Genomic DNA, 26121 nt, shown 5'->3' on the forward strand with positions numbered 1-26121 from the left:
CCCACCCCGCTGCACCCACAAGGGCCAGGGAACGGAATCCCCTCCATAAAAAGAGAACACGAAAGGACCCCGTGCCATGCAATCCCTGCTCACCCGCCTCTGGCTCCTCCTCGGCAAACTGCTCGGCCGCCTGCTGCTCGCCCTCGCCGCCATCGGCCTGCTTGGCTGGGGCATCGGCAGCCTCTACTACGCCTGGAAATTCTCCGGCCCCGTCTCCGCCAAGGAAGAAATCCCGCTGGGCGAAGCCCAACTCACCCAGGCCATCATCGAAGACGCCCTGCGCATCGTCGAACAGCACCGCGACAACACCCGCGTCCTGCGCGACGCCCACGCCAAGGCCCATGGCTGCGTGAAGGCCCAGGTCACAGTCGCCAGCGACATCGCCCCCGGCCTGCGCCAGGGCGTGTTCGCCGAGCCGGGCCACAAGTGGGAGGCCATGGTCCGCTTCTCCAACGGTAACGCCTACCCGCAGTTCGACAGCGCCCGCGATGCCCGCGGCATGGCCATCAAACTGCTCGACGTCCCCGGCGCCAAGCTGATGCCCGGCAAGGGCCACGACACCGAGCAGGACTTCGTCATGTTCAACCACCCGGTGTTCTTCGTCCGCGACGTCGCCGAATACCGGCAGAACTTCGCCGCCCAGGCCAGCGGCCAGAAAGTCGGCGCCTTCTTCCCCAGCTGGAAGCCCAACACCTGGGAACTCCGCCACCTGATCATCGCCCTGCAAACCCTCGCCCCCGCGCCGGACAGCCCGCTGCAGGCCGGCTACAGCGGCATCGCCCCCTACAAACTGGGCGAGGCGAACAACATCAAATACCGCGTCATCCCCATGACCGAAGGCTGCCCGGCCTACCAGCTACCCAAGCTCAACGAAAAGCAGCCCAACTTCCTGCGCACCGCCATGTACCAGCAACTCTCGGTCGACCGCGTGCCCGCCTGCTTCGCCCTGCAAGTGCAAAAGCAGGACCCGAGCAAATACATGCCCATCGAAGACACCAGCGTCGAATGGAGCGAAAAGGACGCCCCCTTCCAGACCGTCGCCACCGTCAGCATCCCCGCCCAGGACTTCGACAGCCGCGAGCAGAACCTCGCCTGCGACAACCTCTCCTACAACCCCTGGCATGCACTGCCTGAGCACCGGCCGATTGGGGGCATCAATCGGTTGCGGAAGGCGGTTTATGAGGCGGTGAGTGTTTATCGGCACCAGCGCAATGGTGTTGGCGGGGAGTAATGGTCGATTAACCCTTTAGCAACGCTTAAGGAACCATGAATGAGAGAGCTAAGGCTTAACAATCTGCAGGAGTTTCTATCTCGCCCTCTCCGGGACACTCATACAATGATATTTCGAGGAGTTCCAAAATCAACTTACGATTTGAAACCTTCGATAGCCAGAGTACCAGCAAAAAACACCGAAGCTCTATTGGAATTTGAGCAAGATATATTTGAAGAATTTCAATCCCGAGCACTTCCTTACCTCAAGCACGTGCCGAAGACAAAAATCGAATGGCTCTATCTAGCCCAACACTATGGAATACCGACAAGACTATTAGACTGGACTACCAACCCTCTTATCGCTCTGTATTTTGCATCCAATCAAAGTCACGATGCCGACTTCGCCGTCTACAAAAAGATACAACACGAATGGCTTACAACCGACGACAATCCATTTCAAATAAAAAAGATATATGGCCTGCGACCGAAACATACCGACATACGCTACATAAACCAAGCCGGCCTATTCACCATCCATCCGCCACATGCGCAATCTGAAAACAACAAGTCCATTGGAAAATACATTTTTCCAGCCAATTGCCGCGAAGAAATAAAGTGGCAACTCGGAAAGTACGGAATCAAGACCTCATTCATCTATCCAAACCTAGACGGCATATCAAAAGACATCCTCGAAGAGTGCAAGACAAGCCTAAATGGTGGCAGCATGCGCTCGACAAACCCCCTTGACTGGATGTAACCCATACATGCAGAAGGATGGCTTTTAGAATATTAAACATTTAGGTGATTTTTGAGCTAATTCTATTGGTATTTACCGCTTTTACCGCATCTCCTCTAACACTAGCCTGGCCAGTGGATGAGCTATCCATCTCGAAACCGGGAGAATTTGGAATGCACGGCCCCTTGAAATCGACGGGACAGGATTAGCAGCCCGAAACACATAAGAACAATGCCACGGCACTTCCCGACGATTGTTTTCACATGGAGATAGCCGTCCTTGGCGGCCTCATTGAGAGCTCTTCGGACCTACCGACGTCCTTCGGGATCGGTACTGCTAACCCTTTGTGGCTCGCCTCCATTACCGATTAGCAGCGGCTGGTGGCGAATTCTTTGGCTCCCTAAGGAATACCACCAAGGACGATTCACTCTCCCCCACCCCGCTCCATTTCATCTCCAATCGCCGCCAACTGCGCGCGCTGCTGATCGACGATCAGGTCTGGTTCATCCTCTCCGACTTCTGCCGCGTGACGGGCTACCCGCACGAAGAACGCATGGCCATGCGCATGGCCGATGACCAGATTCGCCAGGAGCGGCTGCTGACTGAGGGCCGCCTCGAATTCGACTACGTGCTGGTGAGCGAATCCGGCGTGCACCAGGCGCTGGTGCTGTTCAACGTGCCGGACTACGACTCGCTGCGGCGCTGGATCAGCAGCACGGTGGTGCCGCAGGTGCGCAGCCAGTTCGCGGCCAATAGCCCGAGCCATGTGCAGTTGCAGTTCGAGAAGCAGTGCCTGGGCGTGCTGGAGTGGCAGGATCAGCTCTGGGTGAGCTTTGGCGACCTGCCGCGCATGATCGGCAGCCATTCGCCGGCTGCCGACCATGGCGGCTGGAGTGGCTGGGCGAAGCGATTGCGGAGCTGACGCCAGGGATGCCAGGCGCGGGTGATTCTGACACCTTGTTCCAGTGATTCTGCCCACCCGCGCTAATAATTCCGACCCACCTTTTCCGGGTATCTGTCTCCAGCATCATGGAGTCGTCAAACGCAGCGGTTCGAAATCGAGCCGGCAATGTGAGCCGAGAAACTTTTAGCGGGTGCGAAAATGGACAGGGGGCTGCGCCCTCTATTGCTTAGCTTTATGCCTTGGCGGCCTGCTTACGCACTGACTCACCCTTGAGGACAATCTGGTGCGAGCGGTGCGTGATCCGATCCAGAATGGCTTCGGCCAATGTGGCGTCGCTGAACATGCTTGCCAGTGCTGCTCGGCGAGTCGATCAATATCGCGTCCGGCAGAGGGCGCTGACTCTCGGCATGGATCAGGTAGGTCAGCGTGGAGGTCAGGAAGTCGAGGGTGTGTCCTCGACACCTTCCAGCGCTCCGGGCATTGGCGCTGGTTCATCCCACGTCTCGGCGCCCGGTGGAGCCTGTGGACCTCCATGATTGTGTAGTGACGACCGTTCTACAGACGTTCCGGCAAGGTATTCGTGGCATCCAGATAGGGTTCGTTGCTGAGCAGCTTGGCACGCCAGGCGGGTATCTCGCTCTCCTCCACATCCAGGCGCTTTAGCCACTGATCAGCCGACCAGCCAACCAGCCGTAGCTCGCCGTCGTGAGAGCCACCGTGCAACGAACCTACGGTTTCGTAACGGATGCTCTTGAGCACATGGTTGAGCAGCACGTAGGGGCTCGGCCTTGGGTCTTCGGCATCGCCCCCCAGGTAAGGGGAGGCCCCGGCCTGGATCATCACACCGTTACCGTAGTCGTAGAAGGCGAAATGGCTGGATGGCAGTTGTGCGCGCAGTGCCGCGAGGCCTCCGGCCAGTTCCAGGCGCGCCTGGTCGAGCACGGTCAGCCAACTGACAGTCTTGATCTTGGTCGCTTTGAACTCAGGGATATTGGCCAATAGGCCGGCTGTTCCTACATCCAGTCCCGGCATCCGCGCGGCCATGAAGGCTTCGGTGGGCTCGTTGTCATCCCTGTTCGTCACGGACAGATTGAAGGCGTGCCCGGCATAGCCCTGCTCTGAAGCCAATCGACGGGCGGAATCGATAAATAGGCGTAGGAAGTTCAGCGGTTGTTGCTCCTGGTACAACAGCGGTACGGAGAACTCCAACAAACTTAAGTCATCCCCGATTCTTGCCTCCCAAGCCGGCCTTCCAAAAATCTTGAAAAGCCAAGCACTAGCATCGTGAGATTGCCTGCCACTGGTGTAGTAGAAGCTCAGCGGGTAGTCCTCATCCATGTCAGCCAGCATTTCACGTAGCGGCTTCGCGTCACCGTAAGCTGTCAACGGCTTCCCCTCTGGCGGCTCCTCGCGCCATAGCCAGGTGAGCTGCGGCTCGGCCAGGCGCTTGAACTCGTCGAAGCACTGGCACAGCGCTTCGCGCACCAGAGGGGTATGGGCCTCCTTGAAATAGAGCGTGCCGCGCAGGCAGAGCACGGCGCCGATATAGTCCTCGGGGCCTCCTTTCATCAACAGGTTTCCAGGCATCTCCAGCAGATGGGGGTGCTTGGCCAGCTCCTCGGCTAGGTTGAGTTCTGGTTCCATGAGATTTCCTCCGAATCAATAGGCAGGGATCATTGGTCGAGAGGAGCGTCCACGCGTCAGGATGAACATCACCGCTCCTGCAACGGCCGCAGCCCATCCGAGCTTTTCCACAGGCACATTGGAGTCCTGGCTTTCCTGGCTACAGTCACAGTCGGTGGACTTCATCTCAACAACCTTGCTCTTGTTGCCTGCGATCTTTCTGTAGGCAAATGCTTGGGTTTCGTTGAGCGGATCAGGCGGAAACTTCATTTCCACCACCTGCTTGATATTGTCCTGGATCGGCGGCTTGGTCGGGTCTCTGACGATCACCACGTCGGGTCGACGAATCATGCCTCGGCCTGGCTTGAACGGCGGATGCTCCGGGTCGTCGTCCCAGTACTTGCTGATCCAGCCCGGTATCCAGCCATGAGGACTGTTACCGGTGTGGCTGTCGAGAATCGGCTGCGGCGGATTCCTGGTCATGTCGTAACTGACCTCGGGCTTGTACGAGCTGCGCCCCTGGAGAACGAAGAGTTCCTCGACCAGCAGGGACTGGAGGGGCGACTGAGTTTCCAGCGACAGGCTCATGGATTCGAGCTTCTGGTTGACGCCCAGGCGGGCGATGCCGCACAGCGGTATGCGCTGGCCGCCGAAGACCTTGCTCTTGTCGAGCCGCACTTCGCGGGTCCGTTCACCGTCCTGGTAAGTGACCTTGAGGGTTATCGGCGTTTCGTCGCGAACGCTGCTGACTCTCGGCATGGATCAGGTAGGTCAGCGTGGAGGTCCGGAAGTCGATGCCCTCGACACCTTCCAGCGCTCCAGGCATTTCCGCTGGTTCATCCCAAGTCTCGGCGCCCGCTGGAGCCTGTGGACCTCCATGATTGTGTAGTGACGACCGTTCTACAGACGTTCCGGCAAGGTATTCGTGGCATCCAGATAGGGTTCATTGCTGAGCAGCTTGGCACGCCAGGCGGGTATCTCGCTCTCCTCCACATCCAGGCGCTTGAGCCACTGATCAGCCGACCAGCCAACCAGCCGTAGTTCGCCGTCGTGAGAGCCGCCGTGCAGCGAACCTACGGTTTCGTAACGGATGCTCTTGAGCACATGGTTGAGCAACACGTAGGGGCTCGGCCTTGGGTCTTCGGCATCGCCCCCCAGGTAAGGGTAGGCCCCGGCCTGGATCACCACACCGTTACCGTAGTCGTAGAAGGCGAAATGGCTGGATGGCAGTTGTGCGCGCAGTGCCGCGAGGCCTCCGGCCAGTTCCAGGCGCGCCTGGTCGAGCACGGTCAGCCAACTGACGGTCTTGATCTTGATCGGTTTGAACTCAGGGATATTGGCCAATAGGCCGGCTGTTCCTACATCCAGTCCCGGCATCCGCGCGGCCATGAAGGCTTCGGTGGGCTCGTTGTTGTCTCGGCTGGTAGGCGAAAGGTTGTATGCGTGCCCGGCATAGCCTTGCTCCGGAGCCAGTCGACGTGCGAAGTCAAGGAATAGGCGTAGGAAATTCAGCGGGTTCTGCTCCTGGTACAGCAGCGGCACAGAGAACTCCAGCACGCTTAGTTCGTCTCCCATCTTCGCCTTCCAGCCGCGCATACCGAAAACATCGAAGAGCCAAGCACTGGCATCGCGAGATTGCTTGCCGCTGGTGTAGCAGAAGCTGAGATGGTCGTCTTCGTCCATTGCCCCCATCATCTCGCGCAGCGACTTGGTGTCAGCATAAGCAGTCAGTGGCTTTCCCTGCGGGGGCTCTTCACGCCATAGCCAAGTCAGGTGGGGCTCGGCCAGGCGTTTGAACTCGTCGAAGCACTGGCACAGCGCTTCGCGCACCAGGGGGGTATGGGCCTCCTTGAAATAGAGCGTGCCGCGTAGGCAGAGCACGGCGCCGATATAGTTCTCGCGCCCGCCCTTCATCAAGAGGTTACCGGGCATTTCCAGCAGATGGGGATGCTTGGCCAGTTCTTCGGCCAGATTGAATTCCGGTTCCATGAGATTTTCTCCGAATCAATAGGCAGGGATCATCGGTCGAGGGGAGCGACCACGAGTCAGGAAGTACACCACGCCACTGGCGATGGCTGCGGCCCACCCTAGTTCCTCGACGGGAACCTTGGACTGCTGATTTTCCTGGCTACAGTCGCATTCGGTAGATTGCATCTCAACGACCTTGCTCTTGTTGCCGGCGATCTTTCCATAGTCCTGCATCTGCTCCTTGTTACGTGGATCAGGCGGAAACTTCATTTCCACCACCTGCTTGATATTGTCCTGGATCGGCGGCTTGGTCGGGTCTCTGACGATCACCACGTCGGGTCGACGAATCATGCCTCGGCCTGGCTTGAACGGCGGATGCTCCGGGTCGTCGTCCCAGTACTTGCTGATCCAGCCCGGTATCCAGCCATGAGGGCTGTTCCCGGTGTGGCTGTCGAGAATCGGCTGCGGCGGATTCCTGGTCATGTCGTAACTGACCTCGGGCTTGTACGGGCTGCGCCCCTGGAGAACCTCGTCCAGTTCTCCCAAGCGCTGGGCCACACAGGCTTGCTTGAGGCTCTTGCCATCCTGGCTGACATTGGGCGTGCTGCTGCAATAGCAGATCGCCGAGCACAGCACCTTCTTGTCCTGCGGATCGAGGTTGGGCTCCAGGATGCCAACAGGGTTGGTCTTGCCTTCGGGACTCATGCCGCCCTGAGCGAGGCTGGGCTGATCGCTCATGCGTCACCTCCCGGCACCAGGTCGATCTGGATGGTCTCCGAGGCATCGTGGTTGATCCACGAGGTCATGCCTTCGGTATCTGTGGTATCGAGCGCGCTCAAACCACCACTCGACCAGACCTTCACCCTACGTCCGGAAACGGGCTTGCCGGTTGCCTGGTCGATTAGCTGGAAGCGCCCGGAATACGGTGCCGTGACGCTGGATGGTGGGGTGACTGGAGTGAAGGGAGCGGGAGTGAATACATCACCGACGATGACAGTCCCCGAGCCACCAATGATCACGTTGCCGTGGGCACCGATGCTGCCCAGGGTGGCGGCAGGCTGGCCGTTGATGAATACCGTCGCTGAAACCGCTGATGCTATGGGACTTCCACAAGCAGAAGCATCGCCCTGTCGGGCCGCAGGCAGGCCGTCGAACACGACATCGGGAGAACCTTGAATGATAGGGTTGGTACCGTGCCCCGGTAATGGGCAGGCCGTGGGATCAGTGACGCGGGCGGCGGGTTTTCCACTCATGGTGCATATCCCTGCAAAGAGTGATTGGAGACCAGGGAGGCGCAGCGCTCCTTGATAGTCGCGCGCGAAAGTAGCAGGTACGAAGTGCGCAAGATTTTGCTCGGTTCAGCGCAATCCCGCGTGAACACTAGAGAATCTGGATTTGTAACAAATAAATTCAGACATTCCCCTTCCGGGGCTGGATCAGAACCTCCAGCGCAGGTGGGTCACAATCGCTGGAATTGGGTGTCAGCATCATTGGAATGCACAGGGATCACACGCCCGCAGGCAATTGGCAGGAGGATGTAACCAGCTGCTCGCGTCACTGACCTGGGGAGCATCGCTTTTCTGTGGTCCTGGCAGCGCTCTTTGTGCAATCGCCGTGGTGCTGGTAGGGAGCGCCCTGGGCGGTATTGCCGGATCATTGACTGCTGATGCGTTGGACGACGAACTGGAGGAGCTTTCGCATTGGGAAATTTTCTAAGCCAATCCGAGCGGGAGACCGTCAGAGTGGCACTCTCCGATGCCTTCGTTGACAACGAGGTGGACTACAAGGCTATTGCGAAGGCCGTCAGTCAGTTCAACTGGATAGACGTAGAGGAGATTTTCTTCTCAGAGGTTGCCCCAGTCTGCGACTCGAATCTCAGTACTCCAGCACCTCAGATATGGACAGCCTTCGAACCCGTCAGCCTGAACATGGCGATAGAGAAAATGCTGGCGGCACGACGGGATAGCTTCTGGACACGGCAAAAGGACAAGGTCCTTGTTCAACGCCTGAGACATAAATACGCCGACATCTGGAAAAGCATTCTGCAGAACTTGCACAACCCATCGTGACATTCAGTCATGCAAAAAAAGCCCCTCGGTCAGCAACGCTCCAGTTTTTTCTATCTGAATGTTCGCGAGCAAGAACTAGGGCGCAGGGCGCATAACGTTCGACGTTATACGCCGTTTAGCCGGGGCCCCAAGGCACTCCGGACGCGCCCCGGAGCCGTAATAGATTGAGGTGTATCGGCGTAAAACCGCGAACGGTTGTACGCCCTACGAATCGGTGTGATCAGCCGGTGAGGCCGTGCGATGCGGGTTCGCGAGCAAGCTCGCTCCTACGAGGAACCAGAGCGCGCGGTCAGTAGAACTCCGGCACCAGCAGCTCTTCCGGTGTGGGGTTGCGGCGGTAGTCGGTGTGGCGCTGACGTTCGGGGAGTTCGACGCCGGGCTGGGGGACTTCTTCGTAGGGGATCTGGCTCAGCAGGTGGTGGATGCAGTTGAGCCGGGCCTTCTTCTTGTCGTCGGCGTGCACCACCCACCAGGGCGCCTCGGCGATGTGGGTGCGCTCGATCATGATTTCCTTGGCCTTGGTGTAGGCCTCCCAGTGCCGTCTCGACTCCAGGTCCATGGGGCTGAGCTTCCACTGCTTGAGCGGGTCGTAGATGCGGCTGAGGAAGCGGTCGTGCTGTTCTTCGTCGGAGATGGAGAACCAGTATTTGATGACCTGGATGCCGGAACGCGCCAGCATGCGCTCGAACTCCGGCACGCTGCGGAAGAATTCCTCGTACTGGTCGTCGGAGCAGAAGCCCATCACCCGCTCGACGCCGGCGCGGTTGTACCAGCTGCGGTCGAACAGGACGATCTCCCCCGCCGCCGGCAGGTGCGAAACGTAACGCTGGAAGTACCACTGGGTGCGCTCGCGGTCGTTCGGCGCCGGTAGCGCGGCGACCCGGCACACGCGCGGATTCAGGCGCTGGGTGATGCGCTTGATCACCCCGCCCTTGCCCGCCGCGTCGCGGCCTTCGAAGAGGATCACCACCTTGTGGCCGGTCTTCACCACCCAGCTCTGCAGCTTCACCAGTTCGGCCTGGAGGCGGAACAGGGTGTGGAAGTAGCGCTGGCGCGCCAGGCGTTCTTCGTGGGTTTGCAGGCTGCCCGGGTGCAGGCCTTCGAGGTCGTAGAGTTCGTCGAACAGTTCCAGCTCGAGTTCTTCGTCGTGGTCGTCGAGCAGGTCGCGCTGCATGCGCCGGGGGAAGTTCTTGTCATCGAGCAGCATGAGAGTTGCCTTGTGCCGTCACTGGCTCGTTCATCCGTGGGTGACATTTTCATGACAGAAAAATGTAGTTACGTTGTATGACGAATTCATTACAACAAGGCAAGGAAAACTCTTTCAGAGCCCGATTTAGAGCCATCCCAGGTCTGAAAGGTGAGGATCAGGAAGCCCTTATGAAGCGTCACAGGCTACTGAATCGCAGATGACCAGGTTGGCGCGGGCGCATGTAGGCCGATAAGGCGCCCGCATGGAAGGCCGCCGGCTTTGGCGGAGGTTTGTCGAAGGACACGGAACCGGGCGGCACGGGAATCGGAACCGTTCCCTCCCGCCAGGACTGATCAGGCGTCGGCCAGCGGGCGCGGCGCGTTGACGTACTTGAAGGTGCCGGACGCGGAAGCCACCACCACGCCGGCGCTGTTGCGCAGCTCGGCCTCGCAGAAGGCGATGGAGCGCGTGTGGTGCCGAACGCTGCCGTGGGCTTCGAGCACCTCGCCCACCTCGCCGCCGGGGCGCAGGAAGTTGGTCTTCATCTCGATGGTCACCACGCCGCGACCGGCTTCGTCCGCCGCGCTGGCGTTGACCGCCATGGCCACGTCGAGCAGGGTCATGATCAGTCCGCCATGGGCGTTGGCCCAGCCGTTGAGGTGGTGCGGCTCGACCCGCAGCACTATACAGCCCGGTCCCTTGCCGTCCGCCGCCGGGGCATGGCGGAACTGCAGGAGGTCGAGCAGGGGGATGGAGAGGCCGCGGTGGGCGGTGTAGAGCTTGAGCTGGTCGACGTCGAGGGGCATGGGAGTTCCTGGCGCTACGGGCGGACCCGGCGATGTTCCCCGCTCCGGCCGGCCGACCGCAAGCCTGGCGGCGCTCAATTGGCGCCGGGAATGCCGGGCGATTGCAATGCGCCGTGCAGGAGCTCAGCGGGATTTGCGAGTGCCGCGCTTCTCGGTCTGGCGATCCACGGCCTGGACGAAGAGTTCCTCGACCAGCAGGGACTGGAGAGGCGACTGGGTTTCCAGCGACAGGCTCATGGATTCGAGCTTCTGGTTGACGCCCAGGCGGGCGATGCCGCACAGCAGGATGCGCTGGCCGCCGAAGATCTTGCTCTTGTCGAGCCGCACTTCGCGGGTCCGTTCACCGTCCTGGTAAGTGACCTTGAGGGTTATCGGCGTTTCGTCGCGAACGCTGAGATTGAGCCAGGTGGCGACATTGAATTCGACCACCCAGCCCAGGCCGGTTTTCTTGGCTACAGCTTCGCGAATCAGGTGCGCCGGTACCGGCCCGATGGGGGTGTTGTGGGTATCCATGAGCGCGTCAGACTACCGGGGTAAAACGGGATTAAGCGGAAGACTCGATTCTATGTGATGCGGTTCCGGTTTTCAGGTGCTTTTTTGCGGGAGACGGGTTGCTGGGCAAGCGACGGGGACAAATCGAAAAAGCTCTATCTCGCGGCTTTCAGAAGGCTCCGTCGGAAATGCGGGTCAGCTGGCGCCCCTTTGCCGGACGTGCAATCCGATGAAGGGTCTCCCACCCTCTGGATGCGGATGTCGGGGCTGAAGTCGATACCTCGTTGCCGATGATCCGGCGCTGCCGCCGGCACCGGCCCGGATGTCGATGCGGCGCGCGGACAGGTCAGTTCCGCCGAGCCGCCTCGACCAGTGCGCCCAGGGCCCAGCGGGTCACTTCGCGGGCATCGGCGTCATCGAGTTGCAGCACGTCCTTGAACACCACCCGCGCCTCGATGCCGAAGAACAGCGCCAGCGCCTTGCCCAGGCGTTCCAGGGCCTGTGGCTCGAACTGGTCGCGGACCGGCTCCAGCGCGGCATCGATCAACGGGCTGCGGCGGTTCTGACGCACCGGCGCGGCGCCCTCCTCCTCGCCGCTGTCCGCCAGCCGCAAGCTGTTGGCGAGCAGTGCGCGCATCGCGCCTTCGTTGTGCTCGATCAATTCGCTGAAGCTGCGCTCGAGGCACTGGATGCGGGCCAGTGGATCATCCACCGGCGCGCCGGCGAAGACCTCGGCGGCCTCTGGGACACTGAGGTCCAGCGCGGCCTCCAGCAACAGCGCCTCGACGCCGGGGAAGTAGCGATAGGCCGTGGCGCGGGACACCATGGCTTCCTCGGCGATCTCTTCCAGGCTCGGGTTGCGCCCTTGCCGCAGCAGGCGGTTGGCCGCCTGCAGCAGGTCCTTGCGGGTGCGGCGCTTCTGGTTCGGACGTTCGGCCTTGCGGCTTTCCATGCATCACTCCTGGGGTAGCTGGCGCTGGATGGCGCCCAGGTCGACCCACACGTTTTCGCGCTGGATCGCCCCTGAATCGGCGAATTCGACGACATGCAGCAGGCGGAACTGCAGCGGCCGCCCCTGTCCCTCGAGGCCGAAGGGACGACCTGGTGCGCGACCGCGCCAGAACGATTCGTCGACCACGAAGTTCTCGCCGTAGAGTCGGCGCAGGGTTTCCACATGGCCTTCGGCGAGGTCGGCGAACAGGCCTTCGTAGAACGGCCGAGCCGCCTCGCGCCCATACGTGGGGCCGCCGGGATGGCCGACGATGTCGTGTTCGACGTCACCGGCCAGGGTGGCCAGCACGCCGTCGACATTGTCGTCAGCTTCGAAGCGGAAGTGTTCGTCGATCCTGCGATCCATTTCTTCTCGCGGCAGCGCCATGGTCGGACCCTCCGGGGGTTGGGCGATGGAATGACGCTAATGAGATTTTTGTCTCACTGCAAAACAAATATCTCAATCCGATATTTTAATCTCATAGATTTTCGCCAATGCATGGGCACACCGACGCACCGCGAGCGGCGTTTCGAATGAGTTCTGGGGGGCCGGGAAATCAGATCACGGAGGCCGGTCCGGCGAGTGGCGCCGGATCGGCCCTGCCGTGTTTCCCGAGTGGCTTGCGCCAGTGAGGATGGGCCCTGGGGCCCTGTTGCTCAGGCCACCGCGCCTGCGTAGGTGCGAGGCCTGTGTTCGCCCGAGCGGTTCTTGCGCACTTCACGGCGCTCTCTGAAGTCCAGTTCTTCCATGGCATCCATGCGTTCCTGCAGGTCTTCGATCTCCTGCGGGGTTAACAGCTTCCGTTGTCGATTCATACGCACCTCCTTCGTGCGAATGCCTCAACCTTTGGACTAGCACCTGGGCGGGAAGATTCAACGAAATCGGCGGCTGGACTGATCGAACGGTCAATTCGGGGAGCTGTAGGAGCAACTGTCTTCTTCTGGGGAGTCCGAGCCGATGCATCCCCCTCACCCCACCCCTCCACACATGTCATCCCCGCGAACGCGGGGACCCAGAAAACAACGTAGGAGCGAGCTTGCTCACGAATCGGGTATCTGGCGACTCTGTCGCTGGGCGGTTCGCGAGCAAGCTCGCTCCTACAAGAGCACAGGTGAAGCGGCGTACAACCGTGAAGGGTTGTACGCCCTATGCTCAGCGCAAGTCGCCCAACAGGCTGGCAACCGTGGTCAGCACTGCGCCGGCAAGTGCCTTGGAGCGTGCGCCGTTCCAGCCGGTGCGGGCGTTGGGCGACAGGTTGTGGTCCTTGAACGGCATTTCCAGGGTCAGCGACAGGCAGTCATAGGTCCGACCGACGTGATTGCAGGCCAGGGTCAGGTTGGCCTTGCCCGGCGCGTCCTTGGGGTAGCCGTGCACGCTCTGGAATTCGCCGTTGGCTTCCAGGCGTTCGCGGAACAGGCTTTCCAGGCGGTCCAGGCGCGGGGTGAACTCCGGGTTGCCTTCGCAGCCGGCGGCGAACACGAAGGGGATTTCCTCGTCGCCGTGGATGTCGAGGAACAGGTCGACGCCGTACTTCGCCATCTGCTCCTGCACGAACAGCACTTCCGGGCTCTCCTCGGCGCTGGGCGCGGCCCAGGCGCGGTTGAGGTCCTTGCCGGCGGCGTTGGTGCGCAGGTGGCCGTGGAAGGCGCCGTCGGGGTTCATGTTCGGCACCAGGTAGAAGTCGGCGCGCTCCAGCAGGCGCTGGATATCGGCATCGCCGGATTGCAGGCGCTCGATCAGGCCTTCCATGAACCACTCGGCCATGTGCTCGCCGGGGTGTTGCTGGGCGATCAGCCAGATCTTGCGGGCGCCCGCCGCGCCCTTGCCGATACGCAGCAGCGGCAGTTCGCGGCCCTCCAGGCTGTGGCCGGTGGCGAGCAATTCGGCGCCGTTGGCCTGGGCGCGCTTCACCAGCTCGGCGTGGCGCTCTCGGCTGTAGGGCTCGAAGTAGGCGAACCAGGCCTGGGGCTGCTCGGCGTCGAGGCTGAAGTGCAGGCCGTTGGAGTCGTAGGTGCTGGGTACGCGGAACCAGTCGCGCTGGTCGTAGGAGGCCACGGCGTTGTAGCCCGGCCAGCCGCCGGTGTAGCTGGAGCCGGGGGCGTTGGTCAGGCTGAACTGGTACTGCTGGCCGGGCTCAAGGCCCTCGGCCTTGAAGTGGAACCACTGGAAGTGCGGGCTCCGGGTATCCGGGCGCAGCGCCAGGCGCATGTGGCGCGGGTCGCTGGCGTCGATGACCTGGATGTTGCCGCTGTCGAAATCGCAGTCGATTTTCATGAATTCTCCGTAGGCGCACGAAACGGAAGCGCCAAAGCCCTGCATTCTCGCCCTCCCCATCGCGCCTGTCATGTAGGGGCGACTTGCGCGAATCGATATATTATGGTCGAAATATAAATTAGGTAACGCTATTCCAGAGCCCTGCGCTGGTGATCCCACGGACACGGGCTAACCTCGATTCACCTCTTTTTCCATCCCGGAGAGCACTGTATGAGCACTTACGATGTGATCGTCATCGGTGGCGGCCCCGGCGGCTACAACGCCGCTATCCGCGCTGGCCAGCTGGGTATGAAGGTGGCCTGCGTGGAGGGCCGCGAGACCCTCGGCGGCACCTGCCTGAACGTTGGCTGCATGCCCTCCAAGGCGCTGCTGCACGCGTCTGAGCTGTACGAGGCGGCGGCCGGCGGCGAGTTCGCCAACCTCGGCATCCAGGTCAAGCCGAAGCTGGACCTGGCGCAGATGATGAAGCAGAAGGCCGAGAGCGTCGCCGCGCTGACCAAGGGCGTGGAGTTCCTGTTCCGCAAGAACAAGGTGGACTGGGTCAAGGGCTGGGGCCGCATCGAAGGACCGGGCAAGGTGCAAGTGACCGCCGCCGACGGCAGCAAGAGCACCCTGACCGCCAAGGACATCATCATCGCCACCGGCTCGGAGCCCTCCCCGCTGCCGGGCGTGGATGTCGACAACCAGCGCATCCTCGATTCCACCGGCGCGCTGTCGATCCCCGAAGTGCCCAGGCACCTGGTGGTGATCGGCGCCGGGGTGATCGGCCTGGAACTGGGCTCGGTGTGGCGCCGCCTGGGTGCGGAAGTCACGGTGATCGAGTACCTGGACCGCATCTGCCCCGGCATGGACCTGGAAACCGCCAAGACCTTCCAGCGCACGCTGACCAAGCAGGGCATGAGCTTCAAGCTGGGTTCGAAAGTCACCCAGGCCAAGGTCAGCGGCAAGCAGGTGACCCTGAGCGTGGAGCCGGCCGCCGGCGGCGCGGCGGAGTCGATCCAGGCGGATTACGTGCTGCTCGCCATCGGCCGCCGTCCCTATACCCAGGGGCTTGGGCTGGAAAGCGTGGGACTCGCCACCGACAAGCGCGGCATGCTGGAGAACCACGAGCACCGCAGCAGCGTGCCGGGCATCTGGGTGATCGGTGACGTGACTTCCGGCCCGATGCTGGCGCACAAGGCCGAGGACGAGGCCATCGCCTGCGTCGAGCTGATCGCCGGCAAGGCCGGGGAAGTGAACTACGACGTGGTCCCCAGCGTGATCTACACCCACCCGGAAGTGGCCACCGTGGGCAAGACCGAGGAGCAGCTCAAGGCCGAAGGTCGCGCCTACAAGGTGGGCAAGTTCCCCTTCACCGCCAACAGCCGGGCGAAGATCAACCACGAGACCGAAGGCTTCGTGAAGGTGCTGGCGGACGAGCGCAGCGACGAGATCCTCGGAGTGCACATGATCGGCCCGAACGTCGGCGACATGATCGCGGAATACTGCGTGGCCATGGAGTTCCGCGGTGCCGCCGAGGACATCGCGCGTACCTGCCACCCGCACCCGACCCGTTCCGAAGCGCTGCGCCAGGCGGCAATGAACGTGGACGGCTGGGCCATGCAGGCCTGACCTCCCGTCGCCTCTGACGAACGCTATGTGCGGCGGTGGCGCACCCCAGGCATCGCTGCAGGCCACGGCTGACGGGGCCTGCAGTGGTCCATTCGGATTGATTTGCGACTACTTTGTGTACGAACGCGACATGGGTTGTGACTTTCTTCGCTTCTGAAAACATCAATTGCGTGAACGAACACGATGGTGGATGGACCGCCATCGCCATCTTCGCAATGGATTACCGCGCAGAGAGATCACACCATGAATGCGACCCTTCGTTTCAACGAGGCTCTGCTGATCACCGGACGAGCCTTCCAACCCTTCCAGTGCGTGACCTGGGTTTATCAGGGGGGCGACGGCAGCCTCGACCTGTCCGTCATCGACCGGACCGGCACCCGTCTGCTGGGGCTCACCCGCATCCCCAGCTCCGCCTATTCCGACCCGGAACAGCTCGAGGATCTGCTGGTCCAGGCCCGCGATGAGCTGAACCGCGAAGGCTACCGCCTGCAAGAGTGGCACATGCCTGCCTGATTCCAGGTGCAGCCCGAAAAAAAGCCCGGTCGCAAGCCGGGCTTTTTCGTTTCCGCGTGTGGTTCTTGTAGGAGCGAGCTTGCTCGCGAACCGCCCAGCTCTGGATCTGCTGGGAGAGCGTTCGCGAGCAAGGACTGGGCGTCCCCCTCGATCCTACAAAGAGCTGAAGCAAGCTCGCAGTCCAGCTTCGAGCTCAGCGCGCAACTGCCCGCCTTTCTCCGCGATGAACACCAGGCGCGAGCCTTGCGCCGCTTCTGCGTCAGTCGCCGGCCGGAACTGGTAGCGGCCGCCCACGTACTGCAGCCACAGCGCCCCGTCTTGCCCAGCCAGGCGCACCAGGCCCTTGAGCCGCAGCAGCCCGCGCGGCAGCGTCTCCAGCCAGTGCTTCAACCGCGCGCCATCGAAGGTCGCGTCGCCCTGCCAGTTCCAGCTCTCGAACAGGTCGCCGTGATCGACGCCGTCCTGCCCGTGCGGGCGCAGCTTGCGCGACGGCTCGCCCAGCAGCAATTCATCGGGAATCTGCGCCTGGATGGTCTCCAGCACCCGAGCGCCACGGCCGAAGCGCTCGCGTTGCGCCGCCAGGGTCTCCGCATCCAGCAGGTCGCACTTGTTCAGCAGCAGCAGATCGGCGGCCGCCGCCTGCATGCGTTCCAGCCGGGCGTATTCGCCTTCCAGCGGTTCGCGGCGGGCGGCGTCGACCACCGTGAGCACCGCGTCCAGGTGCAGGCGTTTGCGCAGTTTCGGGTAGCCCAGGGTCTGCACGATGCGCTGCGGGTCGGACACGCCGCTGCACTCGATCACCACCTGTTCCAGCGGCGGGTTCATGTTCGCCAGACGCTCCAGCTGCGCCAGCAGGTCGTCCTGCACGCTGCAACAGATGCAGCCGTTCTCCAGGCTGTACACCGCCTCGGTCTGCTCGGCGATCATCCCGGCGTCGATGTTCAGCTCGCCGAAATCGTTGACGATCACCGCCAGCCGCCGCCCCTCGCAGCGCTCCAGCAGGTTGCGCAGCAGCGTGGTCTTGCCGGCGCCGAGAAAGCCGGCGACCACCGTCACCGGGATGCTCACCGCACTCATGCGTTGACGCCCTCGATGCGCGGCGGCTCGCCCTTCCATACGGCTTCCAGCGGGGTGTCGCTGAACTGGCCGAGGCGGTCGTACACCGGGCGCCCTTCGACGAAGGTCAGTTGCACCTCGGTGCGGTGGATGTAGTTGCGCGCGGGCGCCGCGAACAGATCGCGGTCGAGGACGATGAAGTCCGCCGACTTGCCTGCCTCCAGGCTACCGGTCAGGTGCTCCAGGCCCATGGCGTAGGCGCCGTTGAGGGTCGCCACGCGGATCGCCTGCTCCAGGCTGATCGGCTCGCCGAAGCAGGCCGGGTCGTCGTTCCAGGGGTTCTGCCGGGTGACCAGGGTTTCCAGCGCCAGCCAGGGGTCGATGGACGCCACCGGCCAGTCGGTGCCGAACACCGCAATGCCTCCGGCGGCCAGCACCCCCTTGAAATCATAGATGCGCTTGAGGCGATCCGGGCCATAGCCGGAGCGCGCGCCGCTGGCGAAGGGCGTCGGGTACCAGGCCGCCGGGGAGAACTCGGCGATCACGTCCAGTTCGCGGAAGCGCTTGAGGTTGCCCGGATGCAGGATGGTGCTGTGCGCGCACTGATGGCGCACGCCGCTGAAGCCGTTGCGCCGGCGCGCCTCGGCCACCGCGTCGAGGAACACGTCGGACGCCGCATCGCCGGTGCAGTGGGCGATGACGCGGATGCCGCGGCGATCCATGTCCACCACCATGTCGGTGATGTGCTCGGGGGTCAGGTTGAGCTTGCCGCGCCAGGCATTCTCACCCGGCCAGGGAGTGATCAGGAAGGAAGAGCGCGGTTCGACGGTGCCGTCGAAGTGGAACTTCACCGCGTTCGCCGACAGCCGCGCGCTGCGGTAGTAGTGACGCTCGCCGCTGAGCAGCTCCCAGCGCCGGCGTACCGGGAAGATGTCGTCCTGCCAGCTGATCGCCGCTTCCACGCGCAGGGTCAGTTGCCCGGCGTCGTCCAGGTGCTTGAGGGCGTCCAGGCGGTTCTCGCAGACGTGCACATACTTGGCCGCGGTGACGCCACGGGAGCTCTGGAAGTGCACGCCGTCGCGGTAGGACTGGCGCAGCACCTTGGCCGGGGTCGGCGGCATGGCGGCGTGGATCAGTGCGTAGGCGCCGTCGATCATCAGGCCCTTGGGCTCGCCGGTGAGCTCGTCGCGCTCCAGGTAGCCATTGCGCGGGTCGGGCGTGTCGGCGTCGATGCCGGCCAGCTCCAGCGCGCGGGAGTTGACCATCATGGTGCCCCACATGCGGTCGAGCAGCGCCACCGGGCGGTCCGGCATGATGCTGTCGAGCCACTCGCGGCCCGGCTTCAGCCCCGCTTCGCGGAAGGTGTAGCGGACCCAGTACTGGCCGTAGATCCAGCCGTCGCCGGGGTGGCTGGCGGCGTATTCGCGGATGGCCTTGGCCAGTTGTTCCGGGGTCGGGTCCTCGATGCCGACGTCGAGGTCATCGGCGTAGCGCGGCGCCAGGGCGAGGTCCGGGTGGGTGTGCATGTCGTGCAGGCCGGGCATGCAGAAGGCGCCGTCCAGATCGCGCACCAGGGTGTCGGGGCCGACCAGATGTTCCATCTCCTCGCGACGCCCCACCGCCAGCAGGCGGCCGTCACGAATGGCCACCGCCTCGGCCCAGGGCTGGGCGGGGTCGAGGGTGTAGAAGCGGCCGTTGTGCAGCAGCAGTTCGGCGAAGCGGTCGGTGGGGGAATTGGAAGAGCGGAAGCGGTCCGGAGCGGTCATGGGAAGCCCTTGTAGTTCTTGTCCGTGGGCGCAGTATAGGGCTCGGCTTTTACCGCTCGACTAGCATAAGATGACAACTCGCTAGCACAAGATGACAATCTCTTAGCCGACCGGAACGCCGCCATGCCCACCGCGTCCTTCGACATCGATTACGCCGCCCGCCAGCTGTTCCGTCACTTCCTCGAAGAATGGCAGGCGCGCCCCGCCCTGCCTGCGCTGGCACCGCTGCTCGGCGGCCTGGGGCTGCCGCCAGGCGGCGAAGCGGCCGCCGCCGAGATGAACTTCGCCCGCTATTACCGCCTGCTGCAACAGGCCGCCGGGCTGCTGGGCTCCAGCGACTTCTTCCTGCGCCTCGGCCAGCGCTACAACCTCTACGACCTGGGCGTGATCGGCTATGCGCTGATCAGCGCGGCCAACCTGCGGCGCTCCTGGGACATCTCCCTCGGCCAGCCGTCCAGCCTGATGCCGCACCCGATCCACACCCAGCGCGACGAGGACGCCAGCCACATCCGCCTGACCCTGCAACTGCCGCCGTTCAGCGAGGTGGAGCGCAACGCGCTGTGCGAGGAATGGCTGAGCAGCACCTGGCGCTGGCTGTGTCAGCGCTTGCCGGAGCTGGAAGACTGCACCGGCATGCAGGTCCACCTGCCCTACCCGCCGCCGGCCCATGCGAAGGTCTACCAGGAACTGTTCCCCGGACAGTGCCGGTTCAACGCCGCCCAGGCGCAGCTGTGGATTCCCCGGGAATTCCACGACCGCCCCTTTTCCACCGCCAACCCGACGGTGACGCGCCTGTGCCAGGCCCAGGGCGCAGCGACCCTGGCCAGCTTCGAGCGCGGCCAGACGCTGCCGGACGACGTGCGTTTCTATCTGCTGCAGAACGCCCGCATCCCCCTGCCCGACCTGGAACAGACCGCCGCCTGGCTGCGCATGCCGCCCTATACGCTGCAACGGCGGCTGCGCGCGGACGGGCTGACCTTCAAGGGCATCGTGCTGGAGGTGCGCATGGCGCTGGCCCAGCGCTACCTGCTGGCCAGCCGCATGGCCTTGCAGGAGATCGCCTTCCTGCTCGGCTACGAGCATGTGACCAGCTTCCACCGGGCATTCCAGCGCTACACCGGGACGACACCGGAGCGGTTTCGCGCCGAGGCTGGGAAGCGCGGGGCGTAGGCTGTGGAGCCGCCCCTCTCCGTCTCACGGGAGAGGGGCGATGCCTCAGGCCTGCAGCTGATTGCCGATCGGCAGGGTGCGGATGCGCTTGCCGGTGGCGGCGAACAGCGCGTTGGCCAGCGCCGGCGCCAGCGGCGGCACACCGGGTTCGCCAACCCCGGTCGGCGGTACCGCGGACGGCACGATGTGCACCTCCACCACCGGCATCTCGTTGATGCGCAGGACCTGGAAGTCATGGAAGTTGGACTGGTCCACCTTCCCGTCCGTCAGGGTGATGGCGCTGTGCAGCGCCGTCGACAGGGCGAAGCCGATGCCGCCTTCCATCTGCGCCGTGATCACGTCCGGGTTGATCGCCAGGCCGCAGTCCACCGCGCAGACCACGCGGTCCACCTTGAAGCTGTGGTCCGCCTTGACCGTCACCTCCACCACCTGGGCCACGAAGCTGCCGAACGACTCGTGCACGGCGATGCCACGGCCACGCTGCTCGCCCTGAGCGCCCTTCGCCAGCGGCGCCTTCCAGTTGGCCCGCTGCGCCGCCAGCTCAAGCACGCCGCGATGGCGGGGATGGTCCTTGAGCAGGGCGTGGCGGAACTCGTAGGGGTCCTTGCCGGCAGCGATGGCGGCCTCGTCCACCAGCGTCTCGGTGGAGAACGCCGTATGGGTATGCCCCACGGAGCGCCACCACTGGGTCGGCACCGTGACGTTCTCGGCCAGCGCCTGCTCGACGCGCAGGTTGGGCACCGCATAGGGCAGGTCGTCCGCGCCCTCCACGGCGATCTTGTCGATGCCATCCTTGACCATGATCTTCTCGAACGGCGTGCCGAGGATGAAGGACTGGCCGACCAGCCGCTGCTCCCAGCCCACCAGGTTGCCCGAGGCATCCACCGCCAGCCGCGCGCGGTGCAGGAACGCCGGGCGGTAATAGCCGCCACGGGTATCGTCCTCGCGGGTCCAGACCATCTTCACCGGCGCCTTGATGCCCTGCTCATGGGCGGCCTTGGCGATCGCCGCGGCCTCCAGCACGTAGTCCGAATGCGGATTGGCGCGCCGGCCGAAGCTGCCGCCGGCATACAGCTGGGTGATCGACACCTGCTCCGGCTTGACGCCCAGCAACTGCGCCACCGCCGCCTGGTCGGCGGTCTGCCACTGCTCGCCATTCCAGATCTGGCAACCACCGTCGTCCTTGAGCTGGACCACGCAGTTCAGCGGTTCCATCGCCGCGTGGGCCAGGAACGGGAACTCGTACTCCGCCTCGATGAGCTTGGCCGGCTGCTTCAGGGCCTTGTCGACATCGCCCACGTTGCGCGCCACCAAACCAGGCTTGCCGGCCATCTCGCGGTACTGGGCGAAGATTTCCTTGCTGCCCATCTTGAACGCCTTGCTCTCGTCCCATTCGACCTGCAAGGCATCGCGACCCTGGCGGGCGGCCCAGGTGTTCTTCGCCAGCACGGCCACGCCGGCGAAGCGCCTGTCGCTGCCGGGGAACTGCACCACCGCGACCACGCCGGACACCGCCTTGGCCTTGCTCGGGTCGACCTTGGCCGGCACCCCGCCGAAACGCGGCGGGTGGGCGACCACGGCCACCAGCATGTCCGGCAGATGGATGTCCTGGGTGAACACCGCCGAGCCATCGGTCTTGCCGCTGCTGTCGATGCGCGGCAGCTTCGCCTGGCCGATCAGCTTGAAGTCCTTCGGGTCCTTCAGCTTCACTTCGGCGGGCACCGGCTGCCTGGTCGCCGCTTCGGCCAGTTCGCCGAAGCCGGCCTTGTGTCCGGAAGCGGCGTGAGTCACCACGCCGTCATGCACTTCGATCTGCGCGGCGGGCACCTTCCATTGCTCGGCGGCGGCGGCCACCAGCATGGCGCGCGCGCTGGCGCCGGCCTTGCGCATCTGCTCGAAGGAGTTGGCAGTGGCGGTACTGCCGCCGGTGCCCTGCAGATTGCCGAAGGCCAGGTTGGCGTAGCGCTTGGCATCGGCCGGCGCGCCTTCCACGCGCACATGGGCCCAGTCGGCATCCAGTTCCTCGGCCACCAGCGTGGCGAGGCCCGTATAGCTGCCCTGCCCCATTTCCACGTGCTTGGCGATCACTGTCACCGTGCCGTCGGGGGCGATGCGCACGAAGGCGTTGGGTTCGAAATCACCGGCCGCCTGCGCCTCGCCCATGCGCGCGAGCAGCGGCGCGAAGTAGATGCCCAGGGCCAGGCCACCGGCGCCCCGGAGGAAATGCCGGCGGCTGAGATTGAAGATGCCGCGCTGCTGCGCCTCTTCCTGATCGATGCGGGTATCGCGCATGTCGAAGCTCCTCAGGCCAGGGTCTTGGCGGCGTCGTGGATGGCCGCGCGAATCCGCGCGTAGGTGGCGCAGCGGCAGATGTTGCCGCTCATGGCCGTGTCGATGTCGGCATCGCTGGGCGCCTTGTTGGAGGCAAGGAGCGCGGTGGCGGACATGATCTGCCCGGACTGGCAGTAACCGCACTGCACCACGTCCAGCCGCCGCCAGGCGTCCTGGACCGCCTTGCCGGCGGGCTGCTCGTTCACCGCCTCGATAGTGGTGACCTTCTTGCCCGCCACCGCCGCCAGCGGCGTGACGCAGGAGCGCGTCGGCTGGCCGTCGATGTGCACCGTGCAGGCGCCGCACAGGGCCATGCCGCAGCCGTACTTGGTGCCGGTCAGCCCGGCGACGTCGCGCAGGGCCCAGAGCAGCGGCATCTCGCCGGGCGCGTCGAATTCATGGTCCTTGCCGTTCAGGTTCACGGTAATCATCTGCGAGTTCACCTCTTCCTCGGGTGATGGGGCGGCCAGAACCCGCAGGCTCCGGCACGGATCGATTCAGCCTAGGCGCTATGCCCGGCACGCGCCGCGACGATACGCGAAGAAAGCGCCGAGCGGTTTGCCTGGTCCTGCGCAGACTTGCCTGAAACTGCCGGCGTTCGACTCAGGCCTCCGCGCCCTCGCCCAGCGCCAGCGATGCCCGTGGACGCGGTCGCTCGCTGCGATCCCAGCCATAGCGGCGCGCGAACCAGCCCTTCACCGCCTGGGTCAGCACCATGTACCCCGCCAGGATGCCCGCCAGCCACGGCCAGTACGCCAGCGGCAGCGCCTGCATGTGGAAGGAATGGGCCAGCGGCCCCATGGGCAGGAAGATCGCCACGGCGACGAGCGCCAGGGTCATGCCCAGCAGCGGCCACGCCGCGCGGCTCTGCAGGAAGGGAATGCGCCGGGTGCGGATCATGTGCACCACCAGCAGTTGCGAGATCAGCCCCTCGACGAACCAGCCGGACTGGAACAGCGCCTGGTGCTGCGGCGCATTGGCGCCCAGGGCGAACCACAGGACCAGGAAAGTGGCGATGTCGAACAGCGAGCTGACCGGCCCGAAGAACACCATGAAGCGCCCCAGCCCGCCGGGGTTCCATTGTTGCGGACGGCGCAGTTGCTCGTCGTCGACGTGGTCGAAGGGAATGGCGATCTGCGACAGGTCGTACAGCAGGTTCTGCACCAACAGCTGCAACGGCAGCATCGGCAGGAAGGGAATGAAGGCGCTGGCCACCAGCACGCTGAACACATTGCCGAAATTGGAACTGGCGGTCATGCGGATGTACTTGAGCATGTTGGCGAAGGTACGGCGGCCTTCGATCACTCCCTCTTCAAGCACCAGCAGGCTCTTTTCCAGCAGGATCAGGTCGGCGGCCTCCTTGGCGATGTCCACCGCCGAGTCCACCGAGATGCCGATGTCCGCGGTGCGCAGCGCCGGGGCGTCGTTGATGCCATCGCCGAGAAAACCGACCACGTGCCCGCGCTCGCGCAGCACGCGCACCAGCCGCTCCTTGTGGCCGGGGGTGAGCTTGGCGAACAGCGTGGTGTGCTCGGCACGCTCGCCCAGCGTGAGGTCATCGAGGCTGTCCAGCTGCGGGCCGAGGAGCACGCCCTGCACCGGCAGGCCGACATCGCGGCAGACCTTCAGGGTGACCCGCTCGTTATCGCCGGTCAGTACCTTCACCGCCACGCCGTTTTCCGCCAGCGCGCGCAGCGCCGGGGCGGTGGTTTCCTTCGGCGGATCGAGGAAGGCGATGTAGCCGGCCAGGCACAGCCCCGCTTCATCGGCCACGCCATACCCATCGCGCTCCGGCGGCAGTTCGCGGGTCGCCACTGCGACCACTCGCAGGCCCTCCTGGTTGAGCCCCTCGGCCACCGCGCGAATGCTCGCCAGGCGCTCGCCATCCAGTGGCTCCACGGTGTCGCCAGCCTCCACCGAGACGCAGACATCCAGCACCTCTTCCAGTGCTCCCTTGCAGATCAGCAGGTGGCGGTCGTCCGGCTCGCGGACCACCACCGACATGCGCCGGCGGGCGAAGTCGAAGGGAATCTCGTCGACCTTGCGGTAGCGGCTGTCCACCCGCAACGCATGGCGCAACTCGACGTGCTCCAGCACGGCCACGTCCAGCAGGTTCTTCAACCCCGTCTGGTGGTGGCTGTTGAGGAAGGCCAGTTGCAGGACGCGGTCCTGGGCCTGGCCGAAGGCGTCGGTATGGCGCTCCAGCACGATGCGGTCCTGGGTCAGGGTGCCGGTCTTGTCGGTGCAGAGGATGTCCATCGCCCCGAAGTTCTGGATAGCGTCCAGGCGCTTGACGATCACCTTGCGCCGGCTCAGCGCCACCGCGCCCTTGGCCAGGGTCGAAGTGACGATCATCGGGAGCATTTCCGGGGTCAGGCCGACCGCGATGGACAACGCGAACAGCGCCGCCTGCAGCCAGTCGCCCTTGGTGAAACCATTGATCAGCAGTACCAGCGGCGCCATCACCAGCATGAAGCGGATCAGCAGCCAGCTGACCTTGTTCACCCCGGCCTGGAAGGCGGTGGGTGCCGGGTCCGTCGCGATCACCCGCTCGGCCAGCGAGCCGAAATAGGTCCGTGCGCCGGTGCCAACCACCACGGCCTGCGCCGAGCCACTGATGACGTTGGTGCCCATGAAGCAGAGGTTGTCGCGCTCCAGCGGGTTGCCCTGACGGGCGTCGCGCAGCTGGGCAAACTTCTCCACCGGCAGCGATTCACCGGTCAGCGCCGCCTGGCCGACGAACAGGTCCTTGGCGCTGAGCAGGCGCACGTCCGCCGGCACCATGTCGCCAGCCGAGAGCCACAGCACATCGCCGGGCACCAGTTGACGGATCGGCACCTCAACCCGGCTCGACGGACCTTCGCCGTCCGGGCTGCGGAACACCGTGGCGGTGTTGCTGACCATCGCCTTGAGTTGCTCGGCGGCGCGATTGGAGCGCTTCTCCTGGACGAAGCGCAGCAGCGTGGAAATCCCCACCATGCTGCCGATCACCACGGCAGCCTCGGCGTCCTCAGTCACCCAGGAGATCGCTGCCAGCAGGCTCAGCAGCAGGTTGAAGGGATTGCAGTAGCAGTACCAGAGGTGCAGCCAGGCGCCGATCGGGCGGTCCTGCTCCACCTCGTTCGGCCCCGAACGCATGAGTCGCTCTTGCGCCTCGGATTCGCTGAGCCCCTCGCGGCGGCTGCCCAGGCGGTCCAGCGCCGCCTGGGGTTCCAGCACCGACCACTCCAGCAAGGCTTCGGCCAGCGGCGCGGGCGCCCGCCGTCCCGCCGCGGCCCCGCGCAGCAGGTCGCGGGCAGCCAGGCGGCGCAACTGGCGGGCCGGAAAGCCCTTGTTGATGAATTCGAGCAGGTGGGTCCTGAGGTGATCCAGGCGCATGTTGACTCCCCGTAACCGCCGGGCAGTCGGCG

The 26121-nt window shown here is 64.0% G+C and carries 24 protein-coding genes and 1 pseudogene; 7 read left to right on the forward strand and 18 right to left on the reverse strand.

Annotated features, from left to right (window positions below; translation table 11 throughout):
• Nucleotides 1-76: 76 nt before the first annotated feature.
• The 3 genes from ACAW63_RS20545 (at nucleotide 77) to ACAW63_RS20555 (ending at nucleotide 2870) form a co-directional block, all read left to right on the forward strand.
• The gene (locus ACAW63_RS20545) at nucleotides 77-1231 is read left to right on the forward strand and encodes a catalase family protein (protein ID WP_371228221.1); all 1155 of its coding nucleotides are present in this window, start codon (nucleotides 77-79) and stop codon (nucleotides 1229-1231) included.
• Between the two features lie 39 nt (nucleotides 1232-1270).
• Nucleotides 1271-1969 carry an FRG domain-containing protein gene (locus ACAW63_RS20550; RefSeq protein ID WP_371228223.1) on the forward strand — a complete coding sequence of 233 codons (699 nt, stop codon included), beginning with the start codon at nucleotides 1271-1273 and terminating at the stop codon, nucleotides 1967-1969.
• A gap of 325 nt (nucleotides 1970-2294) precedes the next feature.
• Nucleotides 2295-2870, forward strand: a complete 576-nt coding sequence (locus ACAW63_RS20555) for a BRO family protein (protein ID WP_371228225.1) — start codon at nucleotides 2295-2297, stop codon at nucleotides 2868-2870.
• A gap of 214 nt (nucleotides 2871-3084) precedes the next feature.
• On the opposite strand, the gene ACAW63_RS20560 is transcribed toward ACAW63_RS20555, so the two are convergent.
• The 6 genes from ACAW63_RS20560 to ACAW63_RS20585 form a co-directional block, all read right to left on the reverse strand.
• Nucleotides 3085-3195, reverse strand: a complete 111-nt coding sequence (locus tag ACAW63_RS20560) for an ATP-binding protein (RefSeq protein ID WP_371228227.1) — start codon at nucleotides 3193-3195, stop codon at nucleotides 3085-3087.
• A 212-nt stretch (nucleotides 3196-3407) separates the two neighbouring features.
• The gene (locus ACAW63_RS20565; protein ID WP_371228229.1) at nucleotides 3408-4496 is read right to left on the reverse strand and encodes a DUF3396 domain-containing protein; all 1089 of its coding nucleotides are present in this window, start codon (nucleotides 4494-4496) and stop codon (nucleotides 3408-3410) included.
• Nucleotides 4497-4511: 15 nt separating this feature from the next.
• Nucleotides 4512-5234 carry a VRR-NUC domain-containing protein gene (locus ACAW63_RS20570; protein WP_371228231.1) on the reverse strand — a complete coding sequence of 241 codons (723 nt, stop codon included), beginning with the start codon at nucleotides 5232-5234 and terminating at the stop codon, nucleotides 4512-4514.
• A gap of 141 nt (nucleotides 5235-5375) precedes the next feature.
• Complete coding sequence (locus ACAW63_RS20575; protein ID WP_371228233.1) at nucleotides 5376-6464, reverse strand: DUF3396 domain-containing protein; 1089 nt, start codon at nucleotides 6462-6464, stop codon at nucleotides 5376-5378.
• A gap of 15 nt (nucleotides 6465-6479) precedes the next feature.
• On the reverse strand, nucleotides 6480-7181 hold the full coding sequence (locus ACAW63_RS20580) for a VRR-NUC domain-containing protein (RefSeq protein ID WP_371228235.1): 702 nt from the start codon (nucleotides 7179-7181) through the stop codon (nucleotides 6480-6482).
• On the reverse strand, nucleotides 7178-7696 hold the full coding sequence (locus ACAW63_RS20585) for a PAAR domain-containing protein (RefSeq protein WP_371228237.1): 519 nt from the start codon (nucleotides 7694-7696) through the stop codon (nucleotides 7178-7180). The genes ACAW63_RS20580 and ACAW63_RS20585 overlap by 4 nt, the downstream gene beginning before the upstream one ends.
• 489 nt (nucleotides 7697-8185) lie before the next feature.
• Here ACAW63_RS20585 and ACAW63_RS20590 point away from each other — a divergent pair, with 489 nt between their 5' ends.
• Nucleotides 8186-8512 carry a hypothetical protein gene (locus ACAW63_RS20590; RefSeq protein ID WP_371228239.1) on the forward strand — a complete coding sequence of 109 codons (327 nt, stop codon included), beginning with the start codon at nucleotides 8186-8188 and terminating at the stop codon, nucleotides 8510-8512.
• A 289-nt stretch (nucleotides 8513-8801) separates the two neighbouring features.
• On the opposite strand, the gene ppk2 is transcribed toward ACAW63_RS20590, so the two are convergent.
• The 7 genes from ppk2 to ACAW63_RS20625 all read right to left on the reverse strand — a co-directional run bounded on the left by ppk2 (nucleotide 8802) and on the right by ACAW63_RS20625 (nucleotide 14264).
• Entirely contained in the window at nucleotides 8802-9719 is a 918-nt protein-coding gene (gene ppk2 / locus ACAW63_RS20595) for a polyphosphate kinase 2 (protein ID WP_371228241.1), read from the reverse strand.
• Between the two features lie 335 nt (nucleotides 9720-10054).
• The gene (locus tag ACAW63_RS20600; protein WP_371228243.1) at nucleotides 10055-10507 is read right to left on the reverse strand and encodes a PaaI family thioesterase; all 453 of its coding nucleotides are present in this window, start codon (nucleotides 10505-10507) and stop codon (nucleotides 10055-10057) included.
• A gap of 123 nt (nucleotides 10508-10630) precedes the next feature.
• Nucleotides 10631-11020 (reverse strand): hypothetical protein, encoded by a 390-nt coding sequence (locus ACAW63_RS20605; protein WP_275611555.1) that lies wholly within the window; start codon nucleotides 11018-11020, stop codon nucleotides 10631-10633.
• 325 nt (nucleotides 11021-11345) lie between these two features.
• Nucleotides 11346-11951 carry a TetR/AcrR family transcriptional regulator gene (locus ACAW63_RS20610; protein ID WP_371228245.1) on the reverse strand — a complete coding sequence of 202 codons (606 nt, stop codon included), beginning with the start codon at nucleotides 11949-11951 and terminating at the stop codon, nucleotides 11346-11348.
• Between the two features lie 3 nt (nucleotides 11952-11954).
• The gene (locus ACAW63_RS20615; RefSeq protein ID WP_371228247.1) at nucleotides 11955-12377 is read right to left on the reverse strand and encodes an ester cyclase; all 423 of its coding nucleotides are present in this window, start codon (nucleotides 12375-12377) and stop codon (nucleotides 11955-11957) included.
• A 269-nt stretch (nucleotides 12378-12646) separates the two neighbouring features.
• On the reverse strand, nucleotides 12647-12805 hold the full coding sequence (locus ACAW63_RS20620; RefSeq protein ID WP_275611552.1) for a hypothetical protein: 159 nt from the start codon (nucleotides 12803-12805) through the stop codon (nucleotides 12647-12649).
• 337 nt (nucleotides 12806-13142) lie between these two features.
• Nucleotides 13143-14264 (reverse strand): M14-type cytosolic carboxypeptidase, encoded by a 1122-nt coding sequence (locus tag ACAW63_RS20625; RefSeq protein ID WP_371228249.1) that lies wholly within the window; start codon nucleotides 14262-14264, stop codon nucleotides 13143-13145.
• Between the two features lie 210 nt (nucleotides 14265-14474).
• On the opposite strand from ACAW63_RS20625, the gene lpdA reads away from it, so the two are divergent.
• Together lpdA and ACAW63_RS20635 are read left to right on the forward strand one after the other, a co-directional pair.
• A complete protein-coding gene (lpdA, locus tag ACAW63_RS20630; RefSeq protein ID WP_371228251.1) occupies nucleotides 14475-15875 on the forward strand; it encodes a dihydrolipoyl dehydrogenase in 1401 nt (466 codons plus the stop codon).
• A gap of 243 nt (nucleotides 15876-16118) precedes the next feature.
• Nucleotides 16119-16388, forward strand: a complete 270-nt coding sequence (locus ACAW63_RS20635; RefSeq protein ID WP_275611549.1) for a hypothetical protein — start codon at nucleotides 16119-16121, stop codon at nucleotides 16386-16388.
• A gap of 153 nt (nucleotides 16389-16541) precedes the next feature.
• On the opposite strand, the gene ACAW63_RS20640 is transcribed toward ACAW63_RS20635, so the two are convergent.
• A complete protein-coding gene (locus ACAW63_RS20640; RefSeq protein WP_371228253.1) occupies nucleotides 16542-17465 on the reverse strand; it encodes a GTP-binding protein in 924 nt (307 codons plus the stop codon).
• Nucleotides 17462-19210, reverse strand: a complete 1749-nt coding sequence (locus ACAW63_RS20645; RefSeq protein ID WP_371228255.1) for an amidohydrolase — start codon at nucleotides 19208-19210, stop codon at nucleotides 17462-17464. Before ACAW63_RS20645 ends, ACAW63_RS20640 begins: the two co-directional genes overlap by 4 nt.
• 123 nt (nucleotides 19211-19333) lie before the next feature.
• Here ACAW63_RS20645 and ACAW63_RS20650 point away from each other — a divergent pair, with 123 nt between their 5' ends.
• Nucleotides 19334-20380 carry an AraC family transcriptional regulator ligand-binding domain-containing protein gene (locus ACAW63_RS20650; protein ID WP_371228257.1) on the forward strand — a complete coding sequence of 349 codons (1047 nt, stop codon included), beginning with the start codon at nucleotides 19334-19336 and terminating at the stop codon, nucleotides 20378-20380.
• A gap of 45 nt (nucleotides 20381-20425) precedes the next feature.
• On the opposite strand, the gene ACAW63_RS20655 is transcribed toward ACAW63_RS20650, so the two are convergent.
• From ACAW63_RS20655 to mgtA, 3 genes and pseudogenes are all read right to left on the reverse strand, one after another.
• The gene (locus ACAW63_RS20655) at nucleotides 20426-22672 is read right to left on the reverse strand and encodes a molybdopterin cofactor-binding domain-containing protein (RefSeq protein WP_371228259.1); all 2247 of its coding nucleotides are present in this window, start codon (nucleotides 22670-22672) and stop codon (nucleotides 20426-20428) included.
• Between the two features lie 11 nt (nucleotides 22673-22683).
• Complete coding sequence (locus ACAW63_RS20660; protein WP_343573500.1) at nucleotides 22684-23142, reverse strand: (2Fe-2S)-binding protein; 459 nt, start codon at nucleotides 23140-23142, stop codon at nucleotides 22684-22686.
• Between the two features lie 235 nt (nucleotides 23143-23377).
• Nucleotides 23378-26089, reverse strand: a pseudogene (gene mgtA / locus ACAW63_RS20665) (magnesium-translocating P-type ATPase); the annotation flags it as partial.
• Nucleotides 26090-26121 lie beyond the last annotated feature (32 nt).

It is taken from the genome of Pseudomonas sp. QE6 (assembly GCF_041379005.1).
Taxonomy (GTDB): domain Bacteria; phylum Pseudomonadota; class Gammaproteobacteria; order Pseudomonadales; family Pseudomonadaceae; genus Pseudomonas.